The organism is Natrialba swarupiae (genome assembly GCF_008245225.1).
GTDB classification, from domain to species: Archaea; Halobacteriota; Halobacteria; order Halobacteriales; family Natrialbaceae; genus Natrarchaeobius; species Natrarchaeobius swarupiae.
In genome coordinates this window covers 1-12,797 of the sequence record NZ_VTAW01000050.1, presented here as the reverse complement: position 1 = coordinate 12,797, position 12,797 = coordinate 1, and the positions used below count along the sequence as shown (strand labels likewise).

Annotated in this window: 12 protein-coding genes; 7 read left to right on the top strand and 5 right to left on the bottom strand. The window is 62.2% G+C overall.

Annotated elements, in window-relative coordinates; translation table 11 throughout:
• Nucleotides 1–268: 268 nt before the first annotated feature.
• Nucleotides 269–925, top strand: a complete 657-nt coding sequence (locus FYC77_RS19445; RefSeq protein WP_149083153.1) for a helix-turn-helix domain-containing protein — start codon at nt 269–271, stop codon at nt 923–925.
• Nucleotides 926–1,000: 75 nt separating this feature from the next.
• On the top strand, nt 1,001–1,339 hold the full coding sequence (locus FYC77_RS19440) for a DUF7344 domain-containing protein (RefSeq protein ID WP_149083152.1): 339 nt from the start codon (nt 1,001–1,003) through the stop codon (nt 1,337–1,339).
• 285 nt (nt 1,340–1,624) lie between these two features.
• Here the strand turns inward: FYC77_RS19440 and FYC77_RS21130 are convergent, their stop codons facing one another.
• From FYC77_RS21130 to FYC77_RS19420, 4 genes are all read right to left on the bottom strand, one after another.
• The gene (locus tag FYC77_RS21130; RefSeq protein WP_149083151.1) at nt 1,625–1,855 is read right to left on the bottom strand and encodes a UPF0058 family protein; all 231 of its coding nucleotides are present in this window, start codon (nt 1,853–1,855) and stop codon (nt 1,625–1,627) included.
• 46 nt (nt 1,856–1,901) lie between these two features.
• Nucleotides 1,902–2,171: a HalOD1 output domain-containing protein gene (locus FYC77_RS19430; protein ID WP_149083150.1), complete on the bottom strand. Its 270-nt coding sequence runs from the start codon at nt 2,169–2,171 to the stop codon at nt 1,902–1,904.
• Between the two features lie 153 nt (nt 2,172–2,324).
• A complete protein-coding gene (locus FYC77_RS19425; RefSeq protein WP_149083149.1) occupies nt 2,325–2,801 on the bottom strand; it encodes an Lrp/AsnC family transcriptional regulator in 477 nt (158 codons plus the stop codon).
• A 243-nt stretch (nt 2,802–3,044) separates the two neighbouring features.
• Nucleotides 3,045–3,611 carry a hypothetical protein gene (locus tag FYC77_RS19420; protein WP_149083148.1) on the bottom strand — a complete coding sequence of 189 codons (567 nt, stop codon included), beginning with the start codon at nt 3,609–3,611 and terminating at the stop codon, nt 3,045–3,047.
• 109 nt (nt 3,612–3,720) lie between these two features.
• Between FYC77_RS19420 and FYC77_RS19415 the strand changes: the two genes are divergently transcribed.
• The 4 genes from FYC77_RS19415 to FYC77_RS19400 all read left to right on the top strand — a co-directional run bounded on the left by FYC77_RS19415 (nt 3,721) and on the right by FYC77_RS19400 (nt 10,780).
• On the top strand, nt 3,721–4,095 hold the full coding sequence (locus FYC77_RS19415) for a translation initiation factor IF-5A (RefSeq protein WP_149083147.1): 375 nt from the start codon (nt 3,721–3,723) through the stop codon (nt 4,093–4,095).
• Nucleotides 4,095–4,988: an agmatinase gene (gene speB / locus FYC77_RS19410; RefSeq protein WP_149083146.1), complete on the top strand. Its 894-nt coding sequence runs from the start codon at nt 4,095–4,097 to the stop codon at nt 4,986–4,988. The genes FYC77_RS19415 and speB overlap by 1 nt, the downstream gene beginning before the upstream one ends.
• A 403-nt stretch (nt 4,989–5,391) precedes the next feature.
• Nucleotides 5,392–9,960, top strand: coding sequence for a GLUG motif-containing protein (locus FYC77_RS19405; RefSeq protein WP_149083145.1), 4,569 nt, complete (start codon nt 5,392–5,394; stop codon nt 9,958–9,960).
• A 475-nt stretch (nt 9,961–10,435) separates the two neighbouring features.
• On the top strand, nt 10,436–10,780 hold the full coding sequence (locus FYC77_RS19400) for a DUF7344 domain-containing protein (protein ID WP_149083144.1): 345 nt from the start codon (nt 10,436–10,438) through the stop codon (nt 10,778–10,780).
• A gap of 53 nt (nt 10,781–10,833) precedes the next feature.
• On the opposite strand, the gene FYC77_RS19395 is transcribed toward FYC77_RS19400, so the two are convergent.
• The gene (locus FYC77_RS19395) at nt 10,834–11,787 is read right to left on the bottom strand and encodes an acetamidase/formamidase family protein (protein WP_149083143.1); all 954 of its coding nucleotides are present in this window, start codon (nt 11,785–11,787) and stop codon (nt 10,834–10,836) included.
• A 148-nt stretch (nt 11,788–11,935) separates the two neighbouring features.
• On the opposite strand from FYC77_RS19395, the gene FYC77_RS19390 reads away from it, so the two are divergent.
• A complete protein-coding gene (locus tag FYC77_RS19390; protein WP_149083142.1) occupies nt 11,936–12,703 on the top strand; it encodes a Nif3-like dinuclear metal center hexameric protein in 768 nt (255 codons plus the stop codon).
• The last annotated feature ends 94 nt before the right edge of the window (nt 12,704–12,797 follow it).

The window sequence follows — 12,797 nt, the reverse complement described above, 5'->3', positions numbered from 1 at the left end:
AACCGAGTCGTGAATGCTGAACAGTAATTGCTGAGAAACTGTAGCCCTTCCGCCTGAGCACGTTTCGTCTCTTTCATCCTGTCAATAGACGTGTTCTACGCCGAAAAACAGCTGCTGGAACTAAACCCCGGAAGTACTGCTAGTGCGTTGGCAAGCCTGCACTGCAGGGTTGAATTCGGTGGTGTAGTTCGATTCGACCCTTCAGTCGACGCTTGTCGAAGTACTATAGAGGAGTAACCACTACAACACTAGCGCTTCTATCAGTAGTATGAGCGTCATTCTGGAATTCTCACTTCCGGCCACAGAGTTCCAGCTCGGTGAGGCACTCTCAGGAACCCCAATGCAGCTTGAAATTGAACGGATCGTTCCAACCGGGGACATGATCATGCCGTTCGTGTGGGCGACCGGCGACGACCACGATTCATTTGCAGAGGGGGTACGATCGCAACCCAATGTCCGAGAGCTCTTCGCTCTCGATAGAATTGGTGAGAGTGGATTATACCGTATCGAGTGGGACCGGCCCCCGCTGGACTTGCTCGATGGGATTGCTACGGCGGAGGGGGTAGTTCTGGAAGCTCGTGGTCACGACGACTGGACGTTTCGCTTGCGTTTCTCCGATCACGATAATCTATCAACGTTTCACAACTATGTCATCGAGAACGATGTCGATGTACACATCGATCGGACCTATACGTTGACCGAGGCGACCGGTGTCGGTCGTCGCTTCGACCTATCGGAAGAACAACGCGAGGCACTGCTTCTCGCACTCCGGGAAGGTTATTTCGAAACCCCAAGCGAGACGAGCCTCAACGCACTGGCCGATGAACTGGACATCTCCCGCCAAGCCTTTTCCGATCGGATTCGGCGCGGCAACGAGAAGATTTTGCGCGAGGTGTTGCTCTCGTCTGGTGAGAGATACGAGTAACGACGTTTTTAATTGCATTGACTAGTCAAGCGACCCCTCTAACGCGCTCGCGACCAGTGATATGAGGTAACAAACATGGGTAGCCAACCCTTCGAAGCACTGGCAAACTCATACCGCCGCCAGTTGCTTCTCGCCCTTTTCGATGCAAATCCACAAGATGACGACGATATAGACCCATTAGATCTCCTTGCGAACGAAGAAACGACAGATGACCTTGCTGCCACCCGTGTTGAATTGACGCACCTCCATCTCCCGAAGCTTGTCGAAATGGGATTCATTGAGTGGGACCGAGAGTCAGGCGAACTCTCGAAGGGTCCAAACTGGAGCGGGATCGCCCCGCTTCTCAAATTGATGCACGAACATCGGGATGAATTGCCCGACGACTGGCTGTCGGGACTCGCAAGGAATCTGTGATGATCTCTCGAGTCATAGGGGGTCACCATATATTTGGAACGTGCTGTTTGCCTCTATGAAGAACACACATTGCTACTGTCCAATTGGTTCAGCCGTAACAGCTCGAAATCAACAGTGGCGGGTGTTGACTTCACGCTCTGGATGTTGCAGGCTCTTTCTGCCAGCTACTGGATAGATTGAGCGAGACATGCTGAACTCACAGCGCGAATGTGGCACGAGGCTGAACGCGACCAACGGAGAAGGGCAAACGCCCAGCATAGACAAAATCTGTATCACCGAAAGTCGCTATCTGGTGGCTTCCTGCATTGGGGTGTGGTCTATGGATTCGAGAATTCCATCTAGAAGTAGCTGCAGGCTCTCTTTATGAGCTGTCTTACTGTAGTGGACTGCCGTCGGTGGGACTCCGTTTTGGTCGTACTCTTCCAATGTGTTGGTGGGGATAGTCTCGCTCTCAGAGATGAAGCCGTGGATCTCGACCGCTAACATATGAAGATGGATCAACTCTTGCTTTCGCATTAGCCATACCCCATTTTTTGTCGCTCAATTTTTGACGGACAATCACTCATTCAACTACTCCCCTCTCACTGATAGCAATGGTGAATCCGTCGTCTACAGTGACCGTGACAAGGGATCCGTCGTAGACGAATTCAATTGCGATTTTTCGGGCCGTTCCAGTCTCCGTCTGTTCAAATAGCGAATCAAGGGTTTCGGGATCCACAGACTCATACAAGGGTGGAAGTGCTGTCGGCTTGACTCCCTTCTTTTTTGCCCTGGTTTCGATTACTGCTGTACTAACTGGATGGGATACCTGTTGCTCTTCTGATCCAGACATTGTTGTATGATAGCTACGAGTACTGTTCGGAGATGCAAAAATATTCCGATGTTTTAACCCAGATAGCGAATTATCTGACCGAGAAATTTCGTATTGCCTAAACTCCCGGATGTAGAATGCCTCATTTCCAATTATAAACTTATGAAATCAAAATCACTCCTCAACCGTGTTCTTGTCGAAGTTACCGAATGGTTGAACGTATTCGTTTTTCACCAGTTCTTCTGATTCAACTTTGAGACCGAGTTCATGGAGACGATTGGCGATTTCGGTTATTTTCTCACTTTCAGACGCGACGGCAATCACCTGAACGTTCTGGTGGCCAGTCATCACCTCGCGAACCTGCGTTACTCCGTCGATAGTCCCCGCCCTCTGAGCAAGTGTTCTCCGTTTGGGAATTGGTGCAGTACAGCACATTATAACCGTGAGTTGGTACCCTGCTTGTTCGTAATTGAGGAGTGGAACGTACCCATCAATAACGCCCCGCTCTTGGAGACGACTAATTCGATTCCGAACCGTATTAGCGGTGACACCCACCTCCTCAGCAATGTCTGCAGCACTATAGTTTCGAGCATCCTCCTGAAGCAGGTGCAAGATCCCTCTATCAGTCTCGTCCAGCTTGTCGGAGTTCATACGAACCTATGCGTGCTAACTATGGAAGAAGGTTCAGTTCGTAGTTGTACTGATGGGGTGATTCAGAACACATCACTTGCAAAAAATATAGTCGGCGTACTGCACTGATGCTCTATATTTAACAGACCGTTTCTGACGCCTATCCGAGAGGTGAATACCTACTTCGGTAACGCCTCGAGGTGTACGTTCCGTTCGTCGAAGGGAGGGGATGCGAACCGCTCTATGACTCCCTTACAGACCGTCTCAGTACGTCGTACACTCACCCCACAACACCGGCGGTCCCTCGGATCGGTCGCCGCGTTCGACGTCCCGTCGAAGGTCGAACGCGCGGTACTCCTCGTCCTCGAGCAAGCGGTCGGCGAACTCGGGTGGCACGGAGACGCGCCGACACTCACCCTCGACGACAAGCCCGCCGGGGCCGAACGTGAACTCGACGTCGTAGTGGGCGACGCAGTCGTCCCGGTTTGTGAGGACGGGGTGGATCGCCTCGAGGACGTCCGCGACGTACTCGAAGACGAGGTCCATCCCCGGCGCGTCGGTGGTCTCGAAGTCGACCCGAACGACGGGAACGACGGCGGCAGTGGGGTCGTTGCCCTCGCTCGCTGTGGCCTCGAGGACGGCGAGGCGTCTCACGGTCGGGGCTGACTCGAGGTGCGATCCGGTGCCGGGGGCCATCCCGGCTTCGAGTCGGTCCTCGAGGTCGCGGACGAGCGCGCGTCGGTCTCGCGTTCGCAACCGGCGTCCGGCGATCACGACGAGGCCGATTCCGACGAGAACCGCCACGGCTACGGCGGCCGACGTCTCCGTCATCGGTGGCGATTCGGTGCCCACGCAGGTGATAGTTTCCCCATCGGGGAGGTGGCCGACTCCCAGACGCCATTCCAAACGGTTTATGGCCGTCGGTTGATTACGCCGGGACATGGCGAAACAGCAGCAAGAAGTTCGCGACCTCCAGGAAGGAAGCTACGTGATGATCGACGACGCAGCCTGCAAGATCGACGCCTACTCCACCGCGAAGCCGGGCAAACACGGCAGCGCGAAAGCGCGCGTCGAGGCCAGTGGCGTCTTCGACGGCAAGAAGCGATCGTTCTCCCAGCCCGTCGACGCGAAGGTCTGGGTGCCGATCATCGAGCGCAAACAGGGGCAGGTCGTCTCCGTCGACGGCAACGACATGCAGATCATGGACCTCGAAACCTACGAGACGATCACCATGCGCATCCCCGACGGGGAAGACGTTTCGCCCGACGACGAGATCGAGTTCCTCGAGATGGAAGACCAGCGAAAGATCGTCTGATGTTTCCCGGGGCGACTGATGAACGCGAGGTGCTCGACGCGTCGACCGATGCCGGCCGAGCCGGTGACGTCGCCACGGACGGGGAGATCTCCGACCGTGGAGGCGCGGACTTCGTGGTCGTCGGTGCGCCCCTGGACGTATCGACGACCTTTCAGCCGGGGACGCGGTTCGGCCCCCGGCGCATCAGGACGTTTGCGGAGACGTTCGACGACTACGACCGTCGAACCGACCAGTACTTTTCGGAACTCGGCGTCGTCGACTACGGCGACGTCTACGCCTGGGACGACGCGGAAGCGTACCTCGAGTACCTCGAGGGGACGCTCCGGGACGTCGTCTGGGACGACGCGGTTCCGGTGACGCTCGGGGGCGAACACACGATTTCGCTCGCCGGCGCACGCGCGGTCGACCCCGAGGTGTTCGTCTGTCTCGACGCCCACCTCGATTTACGCGAGGCCTACGACGGAAACCGGCTCTCACACGCCTGTGTTACGCGGCGGATTCTCGAGGACGTCGACTCACTCGAGGAAGTGATCGTCCTCGGTGCCCGAACGGGAAGCGAGGAGGAGTGGGACCGCGCGAGCGAGGACGACGTCACCGTCCTCGCGCCGGAGGACGTCGCCGACTTTTCGGTCGGCGACCGACTCGATGGCCGGGAGGTCTACCTGAGTGTCGACATAGACGGAGCCGATCCCGCCTACGCGCCCGGAACGGGGACGATGGAGCCGTTCGGTCTCGAGCCCCGCGAGATGCGCGACGTCGTTCGCGAGGTCGCCCCGTCTGCGGGCGGGTTCGACGTCGTCGAGGTCAACGACCGGGACGACGGCCAGGCGGCGTCGCTCGCGGGCAAACTCCTTCGTGAGTTCGTCTACACGTCAGCCCACGAATCGACGTAGCGCCTCGAGGACTGGCGTCGAAGACGGGTCGTCGACGTAGAATCGACGCCGTTGATCTCGGACGCTGACGTCCATCGACGGAGTTTTGCGAGGAGCATCCACGACCTCACCTCGAGCGACGGTGGTGCCCGCCGATCGAAAACCGCACGAACGAGATATTATTTTCACATGGGATTTCGGTACACCGATCACCTCGCCGATTAGGGGCCGTCTTAGCAGAGACAGACACTCTAGGAAAGAAATAAGCGATCTCCCTCTCGAGTAGCATCATGTCAACAATACTGTCAACTTTCGATATACGTTCTCGTTGCCGACATTCGTCGTTCGGTTCGAGAGAACAACCCGCGGCCGCATTCGAAGACGGTCGTCTCGGTCAGCACAATGCGATAGTTCAGGTGAGCCGATGACGAGGAGATCGCGACTCGCACTCGTACTCGCGCTCGCCGTTCTCGTCGGCGTCTGTCTCGCCGTCACACCGACGGCGGCCGAGACCGGCGACGCGGATTACGAAGCGATTCTCGAGGGAATGGACGGCGACGGCGATGGGGAGCCGTACGTCATCACGAACGCGTCCGAGCTGCAGGCGATCGCCGGCGACCTCGAGGCGGACTACGTCCTCGGAGACGACGTCGATGCGAGCGACGCCGGGGCGTTCGAGCCGATCGGTGACGCCGAGCGCCCGTTCGAGGGAACGCTCGACGGCGACGGACACCGGATCGTCGGCCCCACGATCGATGGGAGCGCCGACCACGTCGGCCTGTTCGCCGGTCTCGAGGATGCAACCGTCCGCGATCTCGAGATCTACGACGCCGATCTGGTCGTCGACGGCGGCGACGAGCGGGTCGATCACGTCGGTATCCTGGCCGGAACCGCGAGCGACACGACGCTCGACGAACTCCGGGTGACTGGGATCGTGACCGTCGAGACGACGGGCGACGTCGCGCAGGTCGGCGGGCTCGTCGGCACTGCCGACGGCGGGGCCCTCGAGTTGCACGGCGTCGAAACGGAAACCGGGCTCTCGGTGACGGGCGACGATCTCACCGAGATCGGCGGAGTCGTCGGGGTCGCCGGCGACGACTGGACGGTCGATACGTCGATGGCGTACGTCGAACTCGAGGCGAACGCGACCGGCGACGTCGACTCGATCGGCGCGTTCGCGGGGGCCGCGGGCGACGACTGGGAGGTGACCGACAGCGACGTAGTCGGTGTATTTGGACCGACGGCGAACGACCTCACACAGGTCGGTGCGCTCGCCGGCGCGGCCGGAGACCGCTGGGTGGTCAGTGAATCCGAGATCGTCGGCGTGACGGAGTCGGATTCGATCGCTCGAGCCGATCGGATCGGTGGGCTCGGAGGGAACACCGGTGACAGCTGGGCCGTCGTCGGATCCGACGTCGTCGGCGTCGTGAACCTCGAGGTGGCCGAGGATGCAAGCCGCATCGCCGTCGCCGCCGGCAAGCCGGGAACCGAGTGGGTGTTCGTGGAGTCAGAAGCGACCGGAAACGTACTGGTCGACGCGGGAGGCGACGTCACCGACGTCGGGATCGTGACCGGTGGCCCCGTCTCTGAGGGAGTCTACGCCGACGCCGTCTCCACTGGGAACATCGAGATCGACGCCGGTGGCGACGTTCGCAACGTCGGAACGTTCTCCGGCAGCGCGGAGTCCGACACCCGCGTCGTCGAGTCGACGAGCACCGTCGCGATGCAGATCACGTCTGACGCGGCGGTCGAGGCTGTCGGCGGTGGCGTCGGTGATGCTCGAGACGACTCCATCGTCGTCGACAGCGAACTCACCGGCACGATCGACGTCGCCGCCTCGGAGACGGCCGACTACATCGGTGGTGTCGCCGGCGTCGCCGGTGACGACGTGATCGTCGCCACCAGTGCGACGGAAGGGCGCATCCTCGTCGACGCCGATTCGGCTGGAAGCATCGGCGCCGCGGTCGGCGAAAACGCCGGCACGGTCAGCGGATCGACGGCGACGGCCCGGATCGAGATCGATACGACTGATGCGACCGATACGACCGACGTGACCAGCGTCGGCGGCCTCGTCGGCGTCAACGATGGAGGGGAAGTCGAAGCGTCGTACAGCGACAGCCTGATCGTTGCAGACGGCGTCGTCGGGGGTCTCGTCGGCGACAACGCGGGATCCATAGAACGCTCGTTCGCGGTCGGCCCGATCGACGGTGATGGCGTCGTCGGGGGCCTCGTGGGCGACAACGCGGACGGCACCGTCTCGGGATCGTACTGGGATACCGCCGCCGGCGCGTCGTACTGGACGACGGACGACGAATCCGGGTGGGACGGGACCGGGACGGACGCGACGACCGGAATCGGCGGCGGGGACGAAAGCGGCGTGACTGGCCTCGAGACCGCTGAAATGATCGGAGCCGCGGCGAGCGAGCATATGGACGCACTCGAGTTCACGATGGCGTGGCAGATCACGGCCTCGTACCCGGCCCTCGAGTGGGAGTCGACCGACACGCTCGAGGGCGAGGGCACCGCGGACGATCCGTACGTCGTCACCGACGTCTACGAGTTACAGAACGTTGCCGACGAGCCGGAGGCACACTACGTCCTCGGAAACGATATCGACGCCACGGAGACCGAACTCTGGACCGGCGGTGCCGGGTTCGAACCGATCGGAAGCGAGGAGGAACCGTTCGAGGGGACGTTCGACGGAAACGGCTCGACGATCAGCGGATTGGCCATCGATCGAAACGCGAGCGAGCGAGTCGGCCTGTTCGGGCAGACGGATTTCGACGCGGTGATCGAGGACGTTTACCTCGAGAACGCGAGCGTCCACGGCGACGAGCGCGTCGGCGGCCTCGTCGGCTTCAACTTCGGCTCGGTGTCGAACGCGAGCGTCGACGGAGCCGTCTCCGCGAACGGCGATTACGCCGGTGGACTCGTCGGTGCGAACGTCGGTCCCGTGGCGACCGCAAGCGCCACGGCCGACGTCGAAACCGACGGAAACCGCGTCGGCGGATTGCTCGGCGCCTCGAGCAGTTCGGTCGTCGACGCCCGTGCGAGCGGGAACGTAAGCGGCGTCAGCCGTGTCGGCGGTCTCGTCGGCTACAACACCGGGGACGCACCCGTTCCCGGGACGGCCGACGCCGAGATAGAAGACGCACGTTCGAGCGCCAACGTGAGCGGAACCGAGTGGGTCGGCGGTCTCGTCGGGACCAACGAGAACGCGACCGTCTCGGGGTCGAACGCGAGCGGTTTGGCCGGAGGAGTCTCCGGTATCGGCGGCCTCACCGGGGAGAACCGGGGAACGATCGAGCGCTCGAGCGCCGACGTGGGAGTGACTGGCTTCGTGTACGTGGGTGGACTCGTCGGGAACAACGAGGGGCCGGTATCGGACTCGTTCGCGAACGGGGATTCCACCGGATGGGTTCTCACCGGCGGTCTCGTCGGTGGGAACGACGACGAGATTTCGACGTCGAGTGCGACCGGTGACGTCGACGGCATCGCCATCGCCGGCGGGCTCGTCGGCCTCAACACACAGACGGTAGCGGCGTCGAGTGCGCGCGGTGACGTCTCCGGCGAAGACGACGTGGGCGGACTCGTCGGCGTGAACGCGGGGCTCTCAAACGGGGACGACGACGTCCTCGGAGAGAGCGACGAGATGGACCAACGGGCCATCGAAACCGACGTCGAGGCTGATTCGTTCTCCGACCCCGCAGAGATCACCGAATCGTTCGCAACGGGGAACGTAAGCGGCGACGAGAACGTCGGCGGGCTGGTCGGCGTAAAAGATCACTCGAGCGTCGAACGATCGTACGCGACCGGTCCGGTCAGCGGCGACGAGAACGTCAGCGGACTGGCCGGCCAGTTCATCAACGGCGCGATAACGGACGCGTACTGGGACGCCGACGTCATCGACGCCGACAGGAACGAGATCGGAGGCCTCTCGACGGCGAACATGACCGGCGTCAACGCCACGCAGAAGCTGATGTTCGACTTCGAGGAGACGTGGGTCGGGACCGACGGCTACCCCGAACACCAACACGCCGTCGAGACGATCGAGTTCGACTCGGTAGACGATCTGAGACGCGGTGACACGACCGACGCGAACGTCACCGTACGACTCGTCGACGGTGAATCGGCGTCGGCATCGGCGACCAGCAACTACTCGAGTGCGAACGAACGGGTTGCGACCGTAGATAACGGAACGATCGTCGCGAAAGGAGTCGGTGAGACCACGCTCACCGCCGAGCTCATCGACCAGACCGCGACCGCAACGGTCACCGTCTCCAGTTCGAGTTCGTCGGGAGGCAGTGGCGGTGGCGCTGGCGCTGGCGCTGGCGGCGGACCCGCGACGACCGAGCCGACCGTCGACGTCTCGAGCGATCAAAACGAAACGACGGCGAGGGTCGAAAACGCCGTCGCCGGCGAACCGGTCGCGATCGAAAGAGCGGACGGGCACCCGCTTTCGAGTGCTGGCGTCACGAGCGTCGAGCGCCTCTCGATCACCCCCGAGAGAGACGGCGACTTCTCGGCGACGGTTCGGACCGGCGAGGCGATCGAAGACGTAACCGACTCGGCGTCGGCGCTCGACGTCGACGGTTCGGAGACGCTCGGCTACGCCGGGGTCGATCACGACCTCGAGGGAGAACTCGCGGAGGCGACGGTCACGTTCGGCGTCGACGGCGGTGCGGCCGACGTGACGATCTACCAGTACGTCGACGGAGAGTGGACCGCACTCGAGACGGAGTCCGTAGACCACGATATCGTGTGGATCGAATCGACGACGTCCGACCTCTCGTCGTTCGCGATCGCCGCCGGCGATTCGGACGCCGAGACCGACGACGACGCCAGAGACGACCAGCGGGACGCGGCGGACGATTCGACCGACGGCGGACCGGCGGCCGACGACGGAATCCCCGGCTTCGGACTCGTCGTCGGTTTGCTCGCGCTCGTCGTCGTCGCTCGCTTCGCTCGAGACGGCCGACGCGGACGAACGTAGCGACGCCTGCCAACGAAACACGAGGCGACCCTCCCCCTCGAACGCCTCGAGCATAGCGCTCCTCGATCGAGTGTCAGCGGATCGATCGGACCATACTGGTTAGGCCAAAGTGTTGGCACCACATCGAACTCGATGTTTCCTATCTTTCTTCGAGGAGAGAATCCCGCCGTTCACGGCGTCCTCAGAACGCTTGCGTTCTGATGGGCATCGCAAACCTTCGGTTTGCTCAACGGGCGTGAATCCGACAACGCCTCCACAACCCACGTTCAGCAGCAATACGGATATTTAACTGCCAGCGTATCGTAGCATGACGCACACCGAGGCGGCCACATCGCCCCCTCAAATGCACAATATCGGGGCTCCGAGGCCCAGAACGTTCGAGACACCCTCTCGAACCGCTGTGGTGTCTCGGTCAAGACAACTCCGAGTCCCTGCCGGGATAGGAGTAACGGCGGTGTGGCCCCGCCATCGGCCTGTGCCCGGATCAGAGGCTAGCAACCTGTCTCGAGAAACGATCTACTCGCTTTTCTCGGACCGACGGCGTCGGTACCTGCCTTCTCGACTGTGCGAAACGAGGCCTCTGACCGTCTCTACACTCGCGGGCGAACTGGCAGAACGCGAGCGAGCGGATGGGGGTCCGGAACGTCTCTCGGTTCGCCGGGGGATCGAGATCGCGCTCGTCCACGATCACCTGCCACGACTCGCGCACTGTCGCGTGCTCGAGTACACCACTCACGACGACGAGATCGTCGTTACGAGGACGTTCGACGGTGAGTCCGACCTCCTCGACGATCTCGAGGTGGTGCTCGAAACGGAGTGAGCCCCACTCATCCGGTGGCCGGGTCGTCAGGAGCCGGCTTTCTGTCCGGTGGGTCAAAACGGCGTTGAGAGGTACGTCTTTGGGATCGCGTTTCGAACCGTGACGAGCGGATCGACGACCTGGCTGATCTCGAGGCCGCCGACCAGACTCGAGAACATGTACGCCTCCGTCGGGTCGAACCCGTGTGCCACCGAGAGCAACTCTATCAGATCGAGGTTCGCGAGCTGGCAGGCCTCCTCGAGCGTCTGGGCGCTCGCGACGGTCTTCCAGGCGTCTGCCGTCTCGATCAGCGGCCGCTCGATGGCCGTCGCCGGATCGTCGATCACCTCGAGGGTAACGTCGATCTCGGTCGCGATCTCTGCGCCCGTCCCGCACATCTCGCCGTCGGCCATGGCGGCCTTGCAGTCACCCATCGCGAGCATCGCCCCGTCCTGGAACACCGGGAAGTAGACCGTGTTCCCGGCGGTGACGTCCGTCGTGTCCAGATTACCGCCGTGGTCGTGGGGGACGAGCGTCGTGTACGAGTCGCCCGCGGGCGCGACGCCGATCGTGCCGATCACGGGGTCGACCGGGACCTCGAGGTCGCCGAATCGGATCGTACTCTCGGCATCCTCGAGCAGTTCGTCGTCATCGCCGGTCGGTTCGTCGCCGTCTACGACGGGTGTCGTCCGCGTCCGCGGCGCCTCGATCTCGTCGAATCCGTCGAGCAGGCCGAACTCGTCGATGGTGACTACCCGACCCCGATTCTCGGCGAGCCGAATCGCCTCGATCTGGACGGCCAGAACGTCACCGGGCTCGGCGCCGTCGACGGCGATCGGACCCGTCGCCGCGTTGACCTCGTCGGGGACGTTCTCGATCACGTCGTCGTCGGACTGGACCGCGCCGTCCAAGCTGTCCCGCGTTTCGATCGTCAGCTCGGTGTCGGACTCGACGGTCTCGATCGCCTCGAGATCGGGGGTAAACTCGTATATCGCACCGTCCTCGTCGCTGATCGTTCGACGTGTCATGTACGCCGGTTCGCGGGCCAGGATGGTAAATCGGTTCCCCGTGCGGGCTCGAGGCGGACGAATCGCGCCCACGCTGGGTCGGCTGGAGTTGGACGCGTCGGTTCGGCCGGATCGAAGAGTACAGGCCGACGGCGGACGACGTCGGCGTATGGAGCTCTCGGAGTTCGTCGACCGACTCGACGAGAAACTGTGCCACGACGAGTACGCCGACGCAGACGCCAGCGCGAACGGCCTGCAGATCGGGCCCGAGGAGGGGACAGTCGAGCACGTCGTCTTCGCCGTCGACGGTGTCCAGGAGACGTTCGAGCTGGCTGCCGACGCCGACGCGGACGTTCTCGTCACCCACCACGGCATCTCGTGGGGCGGCTTCGACCGCGTCACCGGCCGGACGTACGACCGCGTCGCGACGCTGATCGAGAACGACCTCGCGCTGTACGTCTCACACCTCCCGCTTGACGGCCACCAGGAACTCGGCAACGCCGCCGGCGTCGCGGACGTTCTCGAGCTCACCGATCGTGCGCCGTTCGGCGAACTCGGCCCACAGTACATCGGCCAGCGCGGTACTGCACGCGAGCCCTACGCGCCCGAGGAACTGTGTGAGCGCCTCGAGTCCACGCTCGCAACCGACGGGCAGCCGGTCCAACACCTCGCGTTCGGTCCCGACGAGATCGAGGACGTCGCCATCGTCACCGGCAGCGGGACGGACTGGCTCGAGGAGGCGGCCGACGCCGGCGCGGACGCGCTGGTGACCGGTGAAGGGAAACAGAAAGCCTACCACGCCGCCCAGGAAGCGGGAATTCACGTCTTCCTCGCGGGCCACTACGCGACCGAGACGTTCGGCGTCCGATCGCTCGAGGAGCTGGTCGAGGGGTGGGGGCTCGAGACGACGTCTCTCGAGGTGCCGACCGGCCTCTGAAAACTGCTAGCATACTGGAGGGTACCACAGAATCATTGACACACCTCGATCGTCGTTTTGCCAGGGTTAGCTCCTCGTTTGTAGTTGGCGATAG

Bases quoted from the DNA above. Each gene is read 5' to 3' on its own strand.
- FYC77_RS19415 (WP_149083147.1), top strand. From the start codon at position 3,721: ATGGCGAAACAGCAGCAAGAAGTTCGCGACCTCCAGGAAGGAAGCTAC.
- FYC77_RS19405 (WP_149083145.1), top strand. From the start codon at position 5,392: ATGACGAGGAGATCGCGACTCGCACTCGTACTCGCGCTCGCCGTTCTC.
- FYC77_RS19445 (WP_149083153.1), top strand. From the start codon at position 269: ATGAGCGTCATTCTGGAATTCTCACTTCCGGCCACAGAGTTCCAGCTC.
- FYC77_RS21130 (WP_149083151.1), bottom strand. From the start codon at position 1,855: ATGCGAAAGCAAGAGTTGATCCATCTTCATATGTTAGCGGTCGAGATC.
- FYC77_RS19395 (WP_149083143.1), bottom strand. From the start codon at position 11,787: ATGACACGTCGAACGATCAGCGACGAGGACGGTGCGATATACGAGTTT.
- FYC77_RS19420 (WP_149083148.1), bottom strand. From the start codon at position 3,611: ATGACGGAGACGTCGGCCGCCGTAGCCGTGGCGGTTCTCGTCGGAATC.
- FYC77_RS19390 (WP_149083142.1), top strand. From the start codon at position 11,936: ATGGAGCTCTCGGAGTTCGTCGACCGACTCGACGAGAAACTGTGCCAC.
- FYC77_RS19440 (WP_149083152.1), top strand. From the start codon at position 1,001: ATGGGTAGCCAACCCTTCGAAGCACTGGCAAACTCATACCGCCGCCAG.
- FYC77_RS19425 (WP_149083149.1), bottom strand. From the start codon at position 2,801: ATGAACTCCGACAAGCTGGACGAGACTGATAGAGGGATCTTGCACCTG.
- speB (WP_149083146.1), top strand. From the start codon at position 4,095: ATGTTTCCCGGGGCGACTGATGAACGCGAGGTGCTCGACGCGTCGACC.
- FYC77_RS19430 (WP_149083150.1), bottom strand. From the start codon at position 2,171: ATGTCTGGATCAGAAGAGCAACAGGTATCCCATCCAGTTAGTACAGCA.